Here is a 17,155-nt window from a genome sequence, read left to right on the forward strand (position 1 = left end):
CTGGCGGCGGTCCTACTCGACGGTCACTGACTTGGCCAGGTTGCGCGGCTGGTCCACGTCGTTACCCCGGGCCGAGGCGATCTCGCAGGCCAGGATCTGCAGCGGCACCGCGGTCAGCAGGGGTGCGAGCAGGGTGGGCGTACGCGGGACCAGGAACAGGTGGTCGGCGAAGGCACCGACCTCGTCGTCGCCCTCCTCGGCGATCACGATGGTGCGGGCGCCGCGGGCGCGCACCTCCTGGATGTTCGACACCACCTTGTCGCGCATCACGCCGCGGCCGGCCGGCGAGGGAACCACGCAGACGACCGGGGTGCCCTCGTCGATCAGCGAGATCGGGCCGTGCTTGAGCTCACCGGCGGCGAAGCCCTCGGCGTGCATGTAGGCCAGTTCCTTGAGCTTCAGGGCGCCCTCCAGGGCCACCGGGAAGCCGACGTGCCGGCCGATGAAGAGCACCGTCGAGGCGGTCTTCAGGTCACGGCCCAGGGCGCGCACGTCCTCCATGCCGGCCAGCAGGTCGCGCAGCTGCTCGGGGATCTGCTGGAGGCGGTCGACGACGGCGGCGACCTCGTCGGCGTACATCACGCCACGGATCTGGGCCAGGTGCAGGCCGATCAGGTAACAGGCGGCCAGCTGGGTGAGGAACGCCTTGGTCGAGGCGACAGCGACCTCCGGGCCGCCGTGGGTGTAGAGCACCGCGTCCGACTCGCGCGGGATGGTCGAGCCGTTGGTGTTGCAGATGGCCAGCACCCGGGCCTTCTGCTCCTTGGCGTGGCGCAGCGCCATGAGGGTGTCCATCGTCTCGCCGGACTGGCTGATCGCGATCACCAGCGTGGACCGGTCGAGCACCGGGTCGCGGTAGCGGAACTCGCTGGCCAGCTCGACCTCGCACGGGATGCGGACCCAGTGCTCGATGGCATATTTCGCGACCATGCCGGCGTGGTACGAGGTACCGCAGGCGATGATGAAGACCTTGTCGACGTCGCGCAGGTCCTGGTCGGTGAGCCGGACCTCGTCGAGCACGATGTCGCCGCGGTCGGAGAGCCGGCCCAGCAGCGTGTCGGCGATGGCCTGCGGCTGCTCGGCGATCTCCTTGAGCATGAAGTAGTCGTAGCCACCCTTCTCGGCGGCCGAGGCGTCCCAGTCGATGTGGAACTCCTTGCCGTCGGCGGGCGTGCCCAGGAAGTCGGTGATCTCGATGCCGGCCGGGGTGATCAGGACGACCTGGTCCTGACCCAGCTCGATCGCCTCACGGGTGTGCTCGATGAAGGCCGAGACGTCGCTGGCCAGGAAGTTCTCGCCGTCGCCACGGCCCACGACGAGCGGCGAGTTGCGCCGGGCGGCGACCACCGCGCCGGGCACCTCGACGTCGACGGCGAGCAGGGTGAAGGCGCCCTCGAGCCGGCGGACGGTGCGGCGCATGCCCTCGGCCAGCAGCTCGGGGCCGTCGGCCGAGCCGCTCTCGCGCAGCATCCGCATCTCGGCCGCGAGCAGGTGCGCCGCGCACTCGGTGTCGGTGTCGCTGCGGAACTCGACGCCGCTGGCCTCGAGCTCGGCCCGCAGCCGGGAGAAGTTCTCGATGATGCCGTTGTGGATCACCGCCACCCGGCCGTCGGCGGAGAGGTGCGGGTGCGCGTTGCGGTCGGTCGGCCCGCCGTGGGTGGCCCACCGGGTGTGCCCGATCGCCGTCGCACCCGATGCGATACCGTCGCCGTTGCGCTCGGCCAGCGCCTTCTCCAGGTTGGCCAGCTTGCCGGCCCGTTTCTCGGTGCGTACGGTTCCGCCGTCGATGACGGCCACGCCGGCCGAGTCGTATCCGCGGTATTCCAGCCGACGCAGACCGTCGAGCACGATACTGAGCGCCGGACGACTGCCGACGTAACCCACGATCCCACACATGTGGGGCAGCGTATCCGACTTTCGCTCACGCGTCATGCGCAAGACGCAGGCTTTCGCGCATCGGATGTGATTGAAATAGCCGTTCGGTCAGTCTCCTGGAAGGCTTTGCGGCGCGGTGTACCGTGCGGGTCACCCCCTGTGCTTCCCGGGAGACGACGTGAGCTACCAACCACCGGACGACACCTCGCCGTGGGCACAGCCGGGTTCCGGGGCGCCACCGCCTTACGAGCCGCCCCCATCGGATTTCCAGCCGGGCTACGGCCCGCCGCCGCCTCCCCCGCGCAAGAGCAACCTGCCCATCGTCGTGGTCATCCTCGCGGTCAGCCTGTTGCTCTGTGGCGGCGTGGCCACGGCCGGCGTGCTGATCTACCGGCAGGCGACGAACAAGGCCAAGGAGATCGTCGAGCCGATCACCAAGCCCACCCTGCCCACTCTGCCGTCCAACCCGGTGAACATCCCCGACCTGCCGACCGAGGTGCCGACCCTGCCCGACCTGCCGGGCTGGCCCGAATCCGGCAAGCAGGTCAAGGTGACCTACGAGGTCCGCGGCGACGGGCCGATCGACATCGTCTACCTCGCCAAGATCGGCGAAGGCCCCAAGACGATCAAGAAGGCCAAGCTGCCGTGGAAGTTCACCACCACGACCGACAGCGCCACCGTCGTGTCGGTGACCGCGGTCCGGGGCGCCAACGACGAGGGCGACATCAGCTGCCGGGCCCTGGTCGACGGCAAGGAGGTCGTCAAGAAGTCCGAGACCGGCGCCTTCGCCTCGGTCACCTGCACCAAGGCACTCTTCGGCCGGTAGAACTAGGCTTCCTGTCGTGACGGCGGATCAACTGGTCGCGCGCATGCGGCCGTTCGGGACCACGATCTTCACCGAGATGTCCGCGCTCGCGGTCAGCACCGGCTCGATCAACCTCGGGCAGGGCTTCCCGGACACCGACGGGCCACCCGAGATGCTGGCGGCGGCGGCCGAGGCGCTGCGCGGCGGCGCCAACCAATACCCGCCACTGGCCGGCATACCGGCCCTGCGACACGCGATCGCCGCGCACGACCGGCGGTTCTGGGGAATCGAGCTCGACCCGGACACCGAGGTGGTGGTCACGGCCGGCGCCACCGAGGCGGTCGCGGCGAGCATCCTCGGGCTGTGCGAGCCCGGCGACGAGGTGGTGTGCTTCGAGCCGTACTACGACTCGTACGCGGCGTCGATCACGCTCGCCGGGGCGGTACGCCGGCCGGTCACGCTGCGGCCCGGTCCGGACGGGCGGTATGCGTTCGACGAGGGCGAGCTGCGGGCGGCGTTCGGGCCACGGACCCGTCTGGTGCTGCTCAACTCGCCGCACAACCCGACCGGCAAGGTCTTCACCCGCGACGAGCTGACCCTGATCGCGACCCTGTGCCAGGAGCACGACGTGTACGCGGTCACCGACGAGGTGTACGAGCACCTGGTCTTCACCGACGCGTCCGGCCCGCACGTGCCGATCGCCACCCTGCCCGGCATGCGGGAACGCACGCTGCGCATCTCGTCGGCCGGCAAGACGTTCTCCTGCACCGGCTGGAAGATCGGCTGGGCCACCGGGCCGGTCGCCCTGGTGTCCGCCGCGCAACGGGTCAAACAGTTCCTGACCTTCGTCAACGCCGCCCCGCTGCAACCCGCCGTGGCCGTGGCCCTCGGGCTACCGGACGCCTACTTCACCGGGTTCCGGGACAGCCTCCAGTCCCGGCGTGACCGCCTGGTCGCCGGGCTGACCGACGCCGGCTTCGCGGTGCTGCCGTCCGAAGGCACCTACTTCGTGACCGCGGACATCACGCCGCTGGGCGGTCAGGACGGCGCCGACTTCTGCCGCTCACTGCCCGCCCGGTGCGGGGTGGTGGCCGTGCCGACCCAGGTCTTCTACGACCACCGGGAGGCCGGACGGCATCTGATCCGCTTCGCGTTCTGCAAACGCGAGGAAGTGATCGACGACGCCGCCCAGCGCCTCAGAAAGATCAAGCAGGGCTAGCGGAACGCACCTCGTCGGCGATCCGCGCGGCGACCGCCTGGGCCTGCTCCTCGGTGGCCGCCTCGACCATCACCCGGACCAGCGGCTCGGTGCCCGACGGGCGCAGCAGCACCCGGCCGGTCTCGCCCAGCTCCTCCTCGGCCAACGCCACGGCGGCCTGCACGGTCGGCGCCGCGGCGCCCGCCGCGCGGTCGGCGACCCTCACGTTGATCAGCACCTGCGGCAGCTTGTGGAGCACGGCGGCCAGGTCGGCCAGCGACTTGCCGGAGGCGGCGATCTGGGCCATCACGTGCAGTCCGGTCAGGACACCGTCGCCGGTGGTGGCGAAGGCCGGCATCACGATGTGCCCGCTCTGCTCGCCGCCCAGGGCCAGCGAACCGGCCTGCAGCTCCTCCAGCACGTACCGGTCGCCGACCTTGGCCTCGATCAGCTTGATCTTCTCCCGCTTCATCGCCAGGCGCAGGCCGAGGTTGCTCATCACGGTCGCGACCAGGGTGTCGTCGGTCAGCGTGCCCGCGTCGCGCATGGCCAGCGCCAGGATCGCCATGATCTGGTCGCCGTCGACGACCTCACCGGCGGCGGTAACGGCCAGGCAGCGGTCGGCGTCACCGTCGTGGGCGATGCCCAGGTCGGCGCCGTGCTCCAGGACCGCCTCGCGGACCGCCTCCAGGTGCGTCGACCCGCAGTTGTCGTTGATGTTCAGGCCGTCCGGCTCGGCGTGGATCTCGATCACCTCGGCGCCCGCCTCGCGGTAGGCGTCCGGGCCCACCTCGCTGGCCGCGCCGTTCGCACAGTCGACCACGACCTTGATGCCCTCGAGCCGGTGCGGCGTCGACGACACCAGGTGCTTCACGTAGTGCTCGGCCCCGTCCAGCAGGTCATGCACCCGCCCGATGCCGGCACCGGTGGGACGGCCGACCAGCCCGTGCCCGTCGGCGATGGCCGCCTCGATCCGCGCCTCCAGATCGTCCGGCAGTTTCTGCCCACCGGCGGCGAAGAGTTTGATGCCGTTGTCCGGCATCGGGTTGTGCGACGCCGAGAGCATCACCCCGAGGTCGGCGTTGGCCTGTCCGACCAGGTACGCCACCGCCGGCGTGGGCAGCACACCGACCCGGACCACGTTCGCGCCGACGCTGGTCAGCCCGGCCACGACCGCCGCCTCCAGCATCTCGCCGCTGGCCCGCGGGTCGCGCCCGACGATCGCCAGCGGCTGGTGGCTGGCGTCCGCCTCGACCAGGACCGTCCCGGCCGCGATGGCGACCGAGAGGGCGAGTTCCGGGGTGAGGTCGCCGTTCGCGAGTCCGCGTACGCCGTCGGTGCCGAAGAGACGCCCCATGGCGGCTTCCTTTGCTTCAGTGTTTGGGGTCAGAGAAACACGAAACGGCCGGGCGCGTCCCCAATAAAGGGGCCGCACCCGGCCGTTCCGGTCAGCCGAGGCGCAAGGTCAGCGCTTCGAGTACTGCGGAGCCTTACGGGCCTTCTTGAGGCCGTACTTCTTGCTCTCCTTGACCCGCGCGTCACGGGTGAGGAAGCCGGCCTTCTTCAGGGCGGGCCGGTCGTCGGGCTCGCTGGCGATCAGGGCCCGGGCGATGCCGAGACGCAGCGCGCCGGCCTGGCCGGTGATGCCGCCGCCACGCAGGTTGGCGATGACGTCGAAGGCCTCGGCCTTCTCGGTGGTCACCAGCGGCTCGCGGATCAGCTGCTGGTGCACCTTACTGGGGAAGTAGGCCTCGAGGTCGCGGCCGTTGCAGGTGATCTTGCCGCTGCCGGGCACGAGACGCACCCGGACGATGGCCTCCTTGCGGCGGCCGACGGTCTGAACGGGACGGTCACCGGGACGCGGGGCGCGGACCGGGGCCGGCGCGGGCGTCTCGACCACGACGACCGTCTCAGCGGGCTCCTCGACGGCCTCGACGGTCTCGACGACCTCGGGCTCAGTAACGTCGGTCATGCTGCTGCCTTCTCCCGCGCTCACTGCGCGATCTGGGTGATTTCGAACGGCTTGGGCTGCTGGGCCGCGTGCGGGTGCTCGGCACCCGGGTAGACCTTCAGCTTCTTGATGATCTGCCGGGCCAGCTTGTTGTGCGGGAGCATGCCCTTCACAGCCAGCTCGATCGCCTTCTCGGGGCGCTTGGTCAGCAGCTCCTCGTAGCCGATCTGCTTGAGGCCGCCCGGGTAGCCGGAGTGCCGGTAGGCAACCTTGGTCTGCCGCTTGTTGCCGGTCAGAGCCACCTTGCCCGCGTTGATGATCACCACGAAGTCGCCGGTGTCGACGTGCGGCGCGAAGGTCGGCTTGTGCTTACCGCGCAAGAGGGTCGCGGTGTGGGTTGCCAGGCGGCCCAGGACGACGTCCGACGCGTCGATGATGTGCCACTGACGCTCGATCTCACCCGGCTTCGGGCTGTACGTACGCACAGAAATACCTTGTCTCGTCGTCGGTTCTGGGAAGCGCGCGCTGGTCTGGCGCAAGCTCGACCATCAAGCGTACCCGCAGGTACGCCCGCAGCTGTCGCACAACAGCAGGCAACAATACCCGTCGGTGCGCGCCGAGGTCAAAACGGGCGCGTGTGACGATGCCCTCGACCGCGGCGGCTGCAGACGTCTATAGCATAGCCGCAGCTCTGTTGCCCTCAGCCAGCGGGTCGGGCGGGCGCTCTACCGGTGCCCGATGCGTCTTTGCACGCTCGAAACAAGTGGGACGCGGGGCCGAAATTGACCGGCGGCACGCTCTCGGCATGGCAAGTGATGCGGATTGCTCGACGAGGCGGCGCGGCCCAATGCCCGCAGGCGCCACGAGCAGCGGCATCACCCCCAAACCACCGTCAGGGTTGAGGACGGACCTGACGGTGCCGGCCGGGCTCAGGCTCGGTCTAGAGGAGCCGCGGCGTGCGCCGGTCGGAGGTACGGCGGAGAGCGCAGGCGTGACATGGGAGCGGGTCGACGCCGAGGACGGCGATCTCCGAGCGTGCCCTTCGGTGGACCGTTCGGCCACGCCGCGGCTTCTCGAATTGCGAGCGGGATGACGCAACGCCGGGTCATCACCGCATCGTCGCTGGCTGAGCCCACGTCGGCCCTGTCCGGCTATACCGTCGGGGTGACCGCCGACCGCCGCCGGGACGAACTGGCCGGTCTGCTGGAGAACCGCGGCGCCCGGGTCGTCCTGGCCCCCGCGCTGCGCATCGTCCCGATCGCCGACGACGCCGAGCTGCGCGCCGCCACCCGCGCCTGCCTGGCCACCCCACCCGACGTGGTCCTGGTCAACACCGGCATCGGCATGCGCGGCTGGCTGGAGGCGGCCGAAGGCTGGAACCTGGCCGACCCACTGCGCGCGGTGCTGTCCCGGGCCTACCTGGTGGCCCGCGGCCCGAAGGCTCGCGCCGCCGTCCGCACGGCCGGCCTGCACGACCAGTGGGCCCCCGAGGGCGAGAGCTTCGAGGAGGTCCTCGATCACCTCGGCGGCCGCGGCCTGCCCAACCTGACCATCGCCATCCAGCTGCACGGCGAGTCCCAGCCCGAATACACCGAGACCCTGCGCGCGGCCGGCGCCCGGGTCATCGAGGTGCCGGTCTACCGCTGGGCGCCGCCGACCGACCCCGCGCCCCTGCACCGACTGGTCGACCTGGTGGCGGCCCGCCTGGTCGACGCGGTCACCTTCACCTCGGCCCCCGCCGTGAGCGCCCTGCTGCGCGCGGCCGGCCCGTCCGCCGACAGCATCGTGGAGGCGTTCCGCACCGACGTCCTGGCCGCGTGCGTGGGCCCGGTCACCGCCGCGCCGCTGCGCACCCACGGCATCCCGGTCGTAGCGCCCGCGCGGGCCCGCCTCAGCGCCCTGGTCCGCACCATCGTCGACGAACTGCCCCGCCGCGCCCGCACCTTCCAGGTGGCCGGCCACGCCGTGACGTTGCGCGGCCACGCGGCCATCGTCGACGGCGAACTCCGCCCGCTGGCCCCCGCCCCGATGGCGGTCCTGCGCGCCCTGGCGGCCACCCCCGGCCGGGTCCTCTCCCGGGCGGCCCTGCTGCACATGCTCCCCCGAGGCGCCGACGAACACGCCGTCGAAATGGCCGTAGCCCGCCTCCGCGCCGGCCTCCGCACCCCCGGCATCGTCCAGACCGTCGTCAAGCGCGGCTACCGCCTGTCCAACCCCTAGCCCCTCCCCACCACCGTCCCCAAACGCAGCAACCGCCGATCCCTCCCCCCAAGCCGAACGGCGGTAGGAGCGGGCGGCATCGTCGGCCCGGACAGCACGCTCAGCTACCACTGGGCTCGACGGTGGCGGGGGAGGGAGTGTGGGGGTTTGTCCGCGTAGCGGACGGAGCGCAACCAATTGCGCACGTGGCAGGGAGCGCAGCGACCGGTCTCCGGCGGGAGCGACGGCCCGGACCACAACGGACCCGGGAAATCCCGCCCTTGAACTTGATCTTCAAGACAACGGGACCAACCCGGGCCCGGCGGACGACGAAAGAGCTCAGCCCACTGTCGCGGGGAAGCCTCGCCCCTGTTCTTCGACCAGAGTGGCCATGGCGTGTTCGACCACGCCGACCAGCACGGCCTTGACCGAGTCGCGGTGGCGGGCGTCGCACATGATCAGCGGGACGTGCGGCGCGATCGCCAAGGCCTCGCGGACCTCTTCCGGCTCGTACCGTGGGGCGCCGTCGAAGCAGTTCAGGGCGACCAGGTAAGGCAGGTGGCGGTTCTCGAAATAGTCGAGCGGGGCGAACGCGTCGGAGATGCGGCGCGTGTCGACCAGGACCGCGGCACCCACGGCGCCTCGGATCAGCTCGTCCCACATGAACCAGAACCTGGTCTGCCCGGGCGTGCCGAAAAGATACAGGATCAGGTCGTCGGCCATCGTGATGCGGCCGAAGTCCATGGCGACCGTGGTCGTTTCCTTGCCGGGCACCTTGGACGCGTCGTCGACGCCCGTGCTCGCGGACGTCATCACCGCCTCGGTGGTGAGCGGTTCGATCTCGGAGACCGCGCCGACCAGAGTCGTCTTGCCGACGCCGAAGCCGCCGGCGACCACGATCTTCGCGGAGGTGATCTCCTTGGGTTGCGCCCCCGCCCGCTCAGAGCTTGCGAAGTCCACTCAACACCCTCTCCAGCAGATCCATCCGCTCCGCGAATCCTTGTCTGGGAGCGGCACTGTGCAATTCCAGTAACCCGTCGGCGACCATGTCGGCGACGAGGACTCGGGCGACCCCCAGCGGTAACCGGTGGTACGCCGCGATCTCGGCCAGGGATTGGGCCCTCGGCTCACACAGCAGCGCGATGCGATATTTGTCGTGCCCGGCGAACCGGGCTTCCTGCACGTTGGCCTGGCTGGCGACCAGGACAGCCTCGATCGGAATGTCTCGTTGCGGCTCGGTCCGGCCGCGGGTGACCGCGTAGGGCCGGACCAAGTTGCCACGTGGGTCGTGCCTGGGCTGCCCCATCGGTCACCTCCCTCCTCGAAGAGCCGGGTCCGGACCGTCAGGCCTGGTGGCCGACGGTCTCGCGGGGCGCGGGCACGAGGGCCGCGCCGACCCGCTCCACCAGCAGGGCCATCTCGTAGCCGACCTGGCCGACGTCGCAGCTGCGCGCGGCCAGCACGGCCATCGAGGACCCGTCGCTGATGGACATGAGGAAGAGGTAGCCGCTGTCCATCTCGATGATGGTCTGCTGGACCTCGCCGGCGCTGAACATGCGGGACGCGCCCTCGGTCAGGCTGACCACGCCCGAGGTGATCGCGGCGAGCTGGTCGGCGCGGTCGGCGGGCAGGTCGCGGGAGGAGGCCAGCAGCAGCCCGTCCGCGGAGACGGCGACGACATGTGCGATGCCGGCGACGCTGTCCGCGAAGTTGCTGAGCAGCCAGCCCATGTCCTGCATGGTGGGGGGCCTGGTCACTTGTCAGTTCTCCTTAGGAGCAGGGGCGCCCGCGCCGGCCTCGGCACCGCCGGCCGTACGCCCTCTTTGCACGCCGCGGTGGTATGCCGAGAGGAGGCCGCGTACCTCGTCCGGACTGCGCCGGCTCTGGTTACGTTCTCCGCTCTGCACGCCACCGGGCACCAGTTGTGCCTGGGGTACCCGCTTGGGAAGCCCGGAGCGGGTCTGGCCACCGTCGGTGGGTTCCGCCGCTGCCATCGCCCGCTGCCATCCCTCGTCGGCGGCGGTACGCCACCGTTCCTCGGCCGGGGGAGCCGGTCGAGAGTTCGTGGAGGAGCCGCCGTGGTCGGTGCCGGGCGGCATCGACCGCGGCCCATTCTGCCCGGAACCGCTTCCGGAAACATCCCTCGGGGGTAGATCCGATGTGGAAGCGGGCGCGGACCTGGCCGGGCGAGCAGCCGGCACAGCCTTTTCCACCGGGCGAGCGGCCGGCGTGGTTCTCTCGGCCGGGCGAGCGGCCGGCGTGGTTCTCTCGGCCGGGCGAGCGGCCGGCGCGGTTCTCTCGGCCGGGCGAGCGGCCGGCTGGGAAGCGGGTGGTGCGGAGACGGCGCCGGCCATGGCCGGGGCGGGCGAGGTGGGGCTGGGCGGGGGCGCGTAGCCGGCGGTCGGCATGCCCCAGTCGTTCGGGTCGCCGCTGTCGTCGTGCGCGCGGAACCAGCTGGCCTGCATCTGCAGGAAGATCGGCGCTTCGGCGCGGTCGTCGGCCTGGGCCGGCTCGGGCGGTGGCGGTGCGGCCGGCATGGCGGCCAGCGCGGCGCCCCAACCGGACGGGTTCGGGCTGGCCGGGCGGGCCGGCGGCGGGACCTTGCGGCCGTCGGGGGTGACGAACCCGACCGCGACCTGGATGTCCGGTGAGGCGGGCTGGACGGCCGGGAACGCCCGGGTCGGGTCGCTCCAGCTGTTCGGCGGCGCGGCCGGCACCGGCTGTTCGACCGGCGGGGCGGCGGGGGTGGACGCGATCGGCTGGGCCACCCGGGTGGGCAGCGACGGCCGGTCGGCGGTGGGTGCCAGCGTCGGCATCGGTTCGGACGGCGGCCGCTGCGACGGCATCTGCGGCAGCAGCGGGTGCGCCTGGGCCGGCGCCGGGAGTTCGGCCCGCCAGGACGGTTCCTCGGCCGCCGGCAGCGTGACCATCCCGCTGCGGCCGGGCAGGGCGTCGATGTTGCCGGAGAAGCCGCGGCTCAGCTGCGTCTGCTGGGGCAGCGGGTCACGGGCCGGCGGCGGGCCGTCGATCGGCCGGTGCGGCAGCAGCACGATGTTGCTCGGCAGCGTGACCTGGGCGATGGTGCCGCCCTCGACGTTGGCGCGCAGCTCGACGCGGATGCCGTACCGGTCGGCGAGCCGGCCGACCACGGCCAGGCCCATCAGCCGGAACGCCGCCACGTCGACCGACGGCGGTTCGGCCAGCCGCTGGTTGAGCTGCTGCATCTGCTCGTCGGACATGCCGAGACCGCGGTCCTCGACCTGGATCACGACGTAGTCGCGGATGCGCCGGCCGTCGGCCACCACGATGGTGTTCGGCGGGGAGAACCGGGTCGCGTTGTCGAGCAGCTCGGCGACCAGCCGGACCACGTCGTTGACGGCGATCGCGGCGATCGAGATGTCGGTGTCGACGGTGCCGAACTCGATGCGGTTGTACAGCTCGACCTCGGACTGCGCGGCGCGCAGCGCGTCCACCATCAGGGCGTCCTCGCGCCGGGGGGCGCTGGAGTCGGCGCCGGCCAGGACCAGCAGGTTTTCGTCGTTGCGGCGCATCCGGGTGGCCAGGTGGTCGAGTTCGAACAGCTGGGCCAGGCGCTTCGGGTCCTCCTCGCCGCGCTCGATCATGTCGAGCTCGCCGATCATCCGGTCGACCAGGCTCTGCGAGCGGCGGGCCAGGTTGAGGAACATCGCCGAGACGCTGGTGCGGAGGGCGGCCTGTTCGGCCGCGATCCGGACGGCCTCGCGGTGGACCGTGTTGAACGCGGTCGCGACCTCGCCGACCTCGTCGCGGTTGCGCAGCTGGATCGGGTCGCGGACCTGTTTGACGATGTCGTCGGCGCCGCCGTCGCCCAGGTTGCGGACGTCGCGCAGCCGGGCCACCGCCTCGGGCAGGTCGCGGTGGGCCACGCCGAGCGCGCCTTCGCGGAGCCGGCGCAGCGAGAGGACCAGCGAGCGGGCCAGCACGATGGCCAGCGCGATGGCGATCAGCAGGACGAGCAGGACCAGGGAGCCTTCGACGGCGGCGCGCCGGCTGATCGACGAGGTCTCGTCGGCGGCGCCGGCGATGACCTGTTGTTCGAGGCGCTGCTCGGCCCAGCGCATCAGGTCGACGACCGCGCCGAAGGTCTGCTGGATCTCGCTCACCGGCACGTTCTCACCGCGGGCGAGCCGGATCGCGGTCTGGTCGGCCAGGCTGACGGCGTCGCCGGTGACGGTGCCGTCGACCAGGGCCTGGTCGGCCGGTGAGGCCACCACCGAGAAGGCCAGCAGCGCCTCCTGCTGGCTGGTCTGGGTGGCGATGAACGCGGCCTGCTGCTCGGCGCTGATGTCACCGGCGTTGCTGGCGGCGTAGGCGATCGCCTCCTGCTCGGCCGTGCCGGCCTTGGCCTTGGCGAACGCGTTGACCGCGCGCAGGTCGTCGCCGACCGCGCCGTCACCGGCGAACTGGCCCAGCGCCTCGCCGTAGCCGACCAGGTCGGTGGCGACCACGCCGTAGCGCAGCACGGCCTCGGTGATCGAGATCTTGTCGCGCTCGGACACCCGGCTGCGGGTGAGGTCCATGGTGCGCAGGTCGTCGTCGATGCGGGTGAGCCGTTCCGCGATCGAGGCCGGCACGTCGTCCAGTTCGCGCCGATCGGCCTGGTATTGGCGGATCCGGCTGTCGCTCCGCGCGATCGCCGCGGTGTACGCGTCCTTCGGCGCCCGCGCGTTGGCGAGGTACTGGGCGGCGGCCATCCGCTCGGAGTGCAGCACCTGGTTCAGTTCGGACACATCCGCCGAAAGGCGCGTCAGGCTCTCGACCTCGCGGGCGTCGACGGCCTGGTTGCCGATGTCGTAAAGGCGGATGACGCCGAGGGCGAGTACGGCGGCCAGAGGTACGAAAAGGATCAGCGCCAGCTTGGTACGGATCCGCGCATCCCTGAGCCGCGGCAGCCCACGTCGCGGCCGGCCCGCCGCCGCAGGGTAGGCCGCAGGCTGGGTCGAAGAACCGGTGCTCACGACATCTCCTCGCTGGTCATCCCCGCAGCAGTTCACCCACCCGGCGCCACTGACCCGGGCCTTTCCGATGGCTGCGGACAGGTGCGTGCAACCTGCGGCACGGCCGCGATTTCATCAGACCCGCATTGCCTTTGGGAAGTCCGGTCACGACCATAAACGTCCTACTCTGTGGAATGGCAAGCTTTCGTTCAGTGACCGGCTCCACAATCAGATCTCTTTGACGTGCACGAATATGACCTTGACAACGGTAAGTACGCAAGCAGTAACGCATCACTCTCAAGATTCCAACCACTATGTGAGATCTATGTCTCGCGCCGCGTGACGGGTCGGCTTGACCTAGGAACCTTCACGTTGGCAAGGTTTCTCGCGATCGGACGGACGCGGTGTCCGTGCACACCTGGTCCACTGCAGACATGTTCGCGATGTGGACATCCCCTTTCAGGAAGGCGCCCGCAGTGAGGTTCCCCCGTCGGGTCACGGCCGCCATCGCGGCCGCGGCACTGCTCACCACCGGGCTGGCCGGGTGTTCGTCGGACGACGACCAGGCCACCGCCCCCGCCGACGTGCTGATCGGCGCCGACCTGGCCGCCAACTCGCCGACCGACGCCGCCTACGGGCGGGCCCTGCAGCTGCGCATCGACCAGATCAACGCGTCCGGCGTGCTGGCCAACCGCCGGCTGCGGCTGTCCGTCCTCGACAACCGGTCCGACCCCACCGTCTCGCTGCGCAACATCAGCGCGTTCGCCGACAACCCGGCGGTCGCAGCGGTGGTGTCCGGCTACTGCAGCGCGTGCATCTCCAACGCGTACAAGACCATCAATGAGAAGAAGGTGCCGACCATCGCGCTGGCCCCGGCCAACCAGGTCGCCCAGCCGGTGCAGGACCGCAAGTTCATCTTCAAGCTCGGCCCGAACTCGGGCGACAGCGCGGCCGCCCTGGCCGGCGCGCTGAAGGCCGACCGGGTCTCGGCCAAGGCCTTCGTCAAGCGGGTCGGCGTCCTCTCCACCGACGACGACTACGGCACCGGCGCCAAGGCGGCGTTCACCAGCGAGGCGGCCAAGGCCGGTCTGCAGATCCCCAGCTCGGTCACGGTCAAGGCGTCCGCCACCGACATCACCCAGGCGGTCGGGACGCTGGCCGACAGCGAACCGGACGCGCTGGTCTTCCTGATCGGCCCGGATCAGGCCGCGCTCGCCGCGACCAGCGCCAAGGCGGCCGGCTTCACCGGGAAGATCTACTACGACGCGGCCGCGGCCGGTGACCTGTTCATCCCCCAGGACGCGGAGGCCGCGTCCGAGGGCGCCAAGATGGTGTTCACCCAGACGCTGGCCATCGACGACGTCATCGCCACCACTCCGGCCAAGGCGGCCCGCAAGCAGTGGTTCCGCGACTACACCTCGCGCTACGGCACCTACAACGGGGTCGCCGCGCTGGCCGCCGACGCCGTCAACGTGCTGGCCGACGCGATCGCCCGCAACGGCACCGACCGGGTGGCGATCCGCGACGCGGTCGAGACGGCCCAGCTCGACGGCATCTCCGGGGCGATCCGGCTCACCCCGGACAACCACTCCGGACTGATGCCGCAGGCGCTCACGCTCCTGGTGGCGCGCAGCGGCCGCTGGCGGCTGGCCAGCTGATGCCGGCCGGGGCGCGACGATGATCCGGCTGTCCGGTGTGTCCCGGACCTTCACCACCAAGTCCGGCACCGTCGAAGCGCTCCGCGACATCACCCTCCAGGTCGGCGACGGCGAGTTCGTCGCCGTCCTCGGCCGCTCCGGCTGCGGCAAGTCCACCATGCTGCGGATCATCGCCGGACTGCTGCCGGCCACCGGCGGCGCGGTGACGATCGGCGAGGAGGCGGTCCGGCGGCCGCGGCGCGACGTCGCGATGATGTTCCAGCGGCCGGCGCTGCTGCCGTGGAGCACCGTGCTCGACAACGTGCTCCTGCCGGTGAAGATCTTCGGCCGGCGCGTGGCCGAGCACCGTCCCCGGGCGTTCGAGCTGCTGGAACTCACCGGTCTGTCCGGATTCGAGCGCAGGATGCCGCACGAGCTCTCCGGCGGCATGCAGCAGCGGGTCGCGCTGTGCCGGTCGCTGATCACCGACCCCAAGGTGATGCTGATGGACGAGCCGTTCTCGGCCCTGGACGCCCTGACCCGTGAGGAACTCGCCGGCGAGCTGCAGAAACTGCACATGGACAACCACGCCACCACGGTTTTCGTCACACACTCGATCGACGAGGCGGTGCTGCTGGCCGACCGGGTCGTGGTGCTCAGCCCGCGCCCCGGCCGGATCCGCGAGATCCTCGAGATCAAGATCCCCAGGCCACGTACGCTCGGCCGCACCACCCACCTCGAAGAGGTCGCACGGTGTAGTGCTGACCTGCACGAACTGTTGATGTCGTGAAGGCTTACCGAATCCTTAAGTAGCCACCCTCAACTGGCGATCGACGGGGCCCATTCCGTACCGTGCCCGCATGGCATTTCGGACCTGGGCCAAGCTGCTCGGCACGACCCTGGGTGTGGCCGCCCTGGCCGGTGCCAGTCAGCTCGGCCTGGCCTACGGCCTGGGCATCCTGCGCCTGACCAGGGTGGTCGAGCAGGCCGCCCGCGACCAGTGGACCGCCCAGCTCGCCTGGGTGGCGTGGTTCGCCATGTCCGCCGCGGTGCTCGGCGGGCTGGCCGGCCGCTGGCTACGGGACCGCTGGCGGGCGCCGTCGACCCCCGGCACGTTCGTCGCGCTGGCCCTGGCCGCGGGTCTCGGTGCGGCGCTGGTCGTGCCGCTGACCATGCAGCCGGCCCGCACGGCGCGGGTCGACGGGGTGCATCCGGTCTTCGTGATCGGCATCTGCGCCGGGATAGGCGCGGCGATCGGGGTGTTCGCCGCGTACGCCGCGCTGACCCAGCTGATCGCCCGCCGCAGCCTGACCGTGATCGGAATCGCGGTCTGGGTGCTGGCCCTGCTCTCGGTGGCGCCGTCGCTGGCCCCCGACGATCCGCTTCCGGCCGTCCGCCTCGGCGTCTTCGACGCCGGCTATCTCTCGCCGGGGCTGACGCAACGGACCGCGCTCTTCACGATGCCGGCTCTGGCCCTGGTCACCGGGGCGATCCTGGGGTACGCGGCCCGCCGCCGCGAGCTGCCGTTGCTGACCATCGCCCTGGCCGGCCTGCCGGGTCCCGCGCTGCTCACCCTCTCGTACCTCATCGCCGGCCCCGGGTCGGGCGCCGACCGCTACCAGGTGGTGCCGTACTGGGCGGCGATGACGGCCACCGGCGCCGGGGTGCTCGGGTCGGTGCTGGCGGCGGTCATCCGCCGCGCCCCGGAGGATGCCGACGACGAGACCGGCCCGGCCGCCACATCCGGGCCGGGCCGCCGATCGGCCGATTTCGATCAGGACGGACCCGGCTCGGACCACCGGCCCGGCGATTACACCGACACCGAGCCGACCGCGGACCTCGGCCTGGGCCGGCACTCCGGTGCGGACGATCAGGAGACCACCGCGCCGATCCCGGTTCAGCCGCGGCCCGCCGACGGACCGCCGGCCGAAGACGTGTCGGCCCGCCCGGCTCGCCGCGGCCGCTCGCCCGGCCGGGCCGCCCGGCCGCCCGCCGACGAACCGCGAGACGACCGGGCCGGCCGGCCGGTCGCCGACGAGCCGCGAGATGGGCGGGACGCGCCTCGCGCCGACCAGCCGCGAGGTCGTGGGCGGGCGCGTCGCGGGGAAGCACCGCGCGGAGACGCGCCGACCGACGAGCTGCCGCCCGTCAAGAGCTCACGACGAGGACGACGGCCGGCCCGGGACGCTGCCGGCCCGGGCGGCGACGCGCCCCACGTTGCCGCGCCCGCGTCGCCCGAGATCCCGCCCGAGGCCCCGCGCCCGCAGCGCCGCCCGGTCAACATGGACGCCACCCCCGAGCGGCTGCGGGGTGCTCCGCTCGTACCCGAACCGGAAGCGATCTCAGCGCCACTCCCCCAGCCGGAACCCTCCTCGCCGCCCCTGCCCGTCGTGCCGGTGCCCGAGAAGAAGTCGAAGCGGCAGGCCAAGGAGGACGAGTACGTCGACTGGGTCAGCAAGCTGAGCAACGAGTAACCCATGGCCGAACGTCAATGAAATGACGTGTCGGGGATGT

At 71.4% G+C, this 17,155-nt stretch carries 14 protein-coding genes; 6 read left to right on the plus strand and 8 right to left on the minus strand.

Annotation, left to right across the window (positions count from 1 at the left end):
- Positions 1 to 12: 12 nt before the first annotated feature.
- Positions 13 to 1,896 (minus strand): glutamine--fructose-6-phosphate transaminase (isomerizing), encoded by a 1,884-nt coding sequence (gene glmS, locus ACGFIO_RS25125; protein ID WP_392829131.1) that lies wholly within the window; start codon positions 1,894 to 1,896, stop codon positions 13 to 15.
- A gap of 157 nt (positions 1,897 to 2,053) precedes the next feature.
- On the opposite strand from glmS, the gene ACGFIO_RS25130 reads away from it, so the two are divergent.
- On the plus strand, positions 2,054 to 2,701 hold the full coding sequence (locus ACGFIO_RS25130) for an MmpS family transport accessory protein (protein ID WP_392829133.1): 648 nt from the start codon (positions 2,054 to 2,056) through the stop codon (positions 2,699 to 2,701).
- A gap of 43 nt (positions 2,702 to 2,744) precedes the next feature.
- Positions 2,745 to 3,899: a pyridoxal phosphate-dependent aminotransferase gene (locus ACGFIO_RS25135; protein WP_392829545.1), complete on the plus strand. Its 1,155-nt coding sequence runs from the start codon at positions 2,745 to 2,747 to the stop codon at positions 3,897 to 3,899.
- Here ACGFIO_RS25135 and glmM read toward each other — a convergent pair.
- The 3 genes from glmM to rplM all read right to left on the minus strand — a co-directional run bounded on the left by glmM (position 3,886) and on the right by rplM (position 6,314).
- Entirely contained in the window at positions 3,886 to 5,235 is a 1,350-nt protein-coding gene (gene glmM, locus ACGFIO_RS25140; RefSeq protein ID WP_392829135.1) for a phosphoglucosamine mutase, read from the minus strand. The genes ACGFIO_RS25135 and glmM overlap by 14 nt on opposite strands.
- 108 nt (positions 5,236 to 5,343) lie before the next feature.
- Positions 5,344 to 5,850, minus strand: coding sequence for a 30S ribosomal protein S9 (gene rpsI / locus ACGFIO_RS25145; RefSeq protein ID WP_392829137.1), 507 nt, complete (start codon positions 5,848 to 5,850; stop codon positions 5,344 to 5,346).
- Positions 5,851 to 5,870: 20 nt separating this feature from the next.
- The gene (rplM, locus tag ACGFIO_RS25150) at positions 5,871 to 6,314 is read right to left on the minus strand and encodes a 50S ribosomal protein L13 (protein ID WP_392829139.1); all 444 of its coding nucleotides are present in this window, start codon (positions 6,312 to 6,314) and stop codon (positions 5,871 to 5,873) included.
- A gap of 604 nt (positions 6,315 to 6,918) precedes the next feature.
- On the opposite strand from rplM, the gene ACGFIO_RS25155 reads away from it, so the two are divergent.
- Positions 6,919 to 8,049 carry a uroporphyrinogen-III synthase gene (locus tag ACGFIO_RS25155; RefSeq protein WP_392829141.1) on the plus strand — a complete coding sequence of 377 codons (1,131 nt, stop codon included), beginning with the start codon at positions 6,919 to 6,921 and terminating at the stop codon, positions 8,047 to 8,049.
- Positions 8,050 to 8,367: 318 nt separating this feature from the next.
- Here the strand turns inward: ACGFIO_RS25155 and ACGFIO_RS25160 are convergent, their stop codons facing one another.
- The 4 genes from ACGFIO_RS25160 to ACGFIO_RS25175 are packed head-to-tail and all read right to left on the minus strand — an operon-like array spanning position 8,368 to position 13,025.
- Positions 8,368 to 8,988, minus strand: coding sequence for an ATP/GTP-binding protein (locus ACGFIO_RS25160; RefSeq protein ID WP_392829143.1), 621 nt, complete (start codon positions 8,986 to 8,988; stop codon positions 8,368 to 8,370).
- Positions 8,969 to 9,334: a DUF742 domain-containing protein gene (locus tag ACGFIO_RS25165; protein WP_392829144.1), complete on the minus strand. Its 366-nt coding sequence runs from the start codon at positions 9,332 to 9,334 to the stop codon at positions 8,969 to 8,971. The genes ACGFIO_RS25160 and ACGFIO_RS25165 overlap by 20 nt, the downstream gene beginning before the upstream one ends.
- A 37-nt stretch (positions 9,335 to 9,371) precedes the next feature.
- Positions 9,372 to 9,785, minus strand: coding sequence for a roadblock/LC7 domain-containing protein (locus ACGFIO_RS25170; protein ID WP_392829146.1), 414 nt, complete (start codon positions 9,783 to 9,785; stop codon positions 9,372 to 9,374).
- Between the two features lie 3 nt (positions 9,786 to 9,788).
- Positions 9,789 to 13,025, minus strand: coding sequence for a nitrate- and nitrite sensing domain-containing protein (locus ACGFIO_RS25175; RefSeq protein ID WP_392829148.1), 3,237 nt, complete (start codon positions 13,023 to 13,025; stop codon positions 9,789 to 9,791).
- A gap of 422 nt (positions 13,026 to 13,447) precedes the next feature.
- On the opposite strand from ACGFIO_RS25175, the gene ACGFIO_RS25180 reads away from it, so the two are divergent.
- The 3 genes from ACGFIO_RS25180 (at position 13,448) to ACGFIO_RS25190 (ending at position 17,115) form a co-directional block, all read left to right on the plus strand.
- Complete coding sequence (locus ACGFIO_RS25180) at positions 13,448 to 14,662, plus strand: ABC transporter substrate-binding protein (protein WP_392829150.1); 1,215 nt, start codon at positions 13,448 to 13,450, stop codon at positions 14,660 to 14,662.
- Between the two features lie 19 nt (positions 14,663 to 14,681).
- Entirely contained in the window at positions 14,682 to 15,431 is a 750-nt protein-coding gene (locus tag ACGFIO_RS25185; RefSeq protein ID WP_392829151.1) for an ABC transporter ATP-binding protein, read from the plus strand.
- A gap of 70 nt (positions 15,432 to 15,501) precedes the next feature.
- On the plus strand, positions 15,502 to 17,115 hold the full coding sequence (locus ACGFIO_RS25190; protein ID WP_392829153.1) for a hypothetical protein: 1,614 nt from the start codon (positions 15,502 to 15,504) through the stop codon (positions 17,113 to 17,115).
- Positions 17,116 to 17,155: the final 40 nt, after the last annotated feature.

Origin of the sequence: Actinoplanes sp. NPDC049265, from assembly GCF_043197135.1 — a bacterium.
Taxonomy (GTDB): Bacteria; Actinomycetota; Actinomycetes; order Mycobacteriales; family Micromonosporaceae; genus Actinoplanes.

Bases quoted from the DNA above. Each gene is read 5' to 3' on its own strand.
- glmS (WP_392829131.1), bottom strand. From the start codon at position 1,896: ATGTGTGGGATCGTGGGTTACGTCGGCAGTCGTCCGGCGCTCAGTATC.
- ACGFIO_RS25135 (WP_392829545.1), top strand. From the start codon at position 2,745: ATGCGGCCGTTCGGGACCACGATCTTCACCGAGATGTCCGCGCTCGCG.
- glmM (WP_392829135.1), bottom strand. From the start codon at position 5,235: ATGGGGCGTCTCTTCGGCACCGACGGCGTACGCGGACTCGCGAACGGC.
- rpsI (WP_392829137.1), bottom strand. From the start codon at position 5,850: ATGACCGACGTTACTGAGCCCGAGGTCGTCGAGACCGTCGAGGCCGTC.
- ACGFIO_RS25155 (WP_392829141.1), top strand. From the start codon at position 6,919: ATGACGCAACGCCGGGTCATCACCGCATCGTCGCTGGCTGAGCCCACG.
- ACGFIO_RS25165 (WP_392829144.1), bottom strand. From the start codon at position 9,334: ATGGGGCAGCCCAGGCACGACCCACGTGGCAACTTGGTCCGGCCCTAC.
- ACGFIO_RS25180 (WP_392829150.1), top strand. From the start codon at position 13,448: ATGTGGACATCCCCTTTCAGGAAGGCGCCCGCAGTGAGGTTCCCCCGT.
- ACGFIO_RS25185 (WP_392829151.1), top strand. From the start codon at position 14,682: ATGATCCGGCTGTCCGGTGTGTCCCGGACCTTCACCACCAAGTCCGGC.
- ACGFIO_RS25190 (WP_392829153.1), top strand. From the start codon at position 15,502: ATGGCATTTCGGACCTGGGCCAAGCTGCTCGGCACGACCCTGGGTGTG.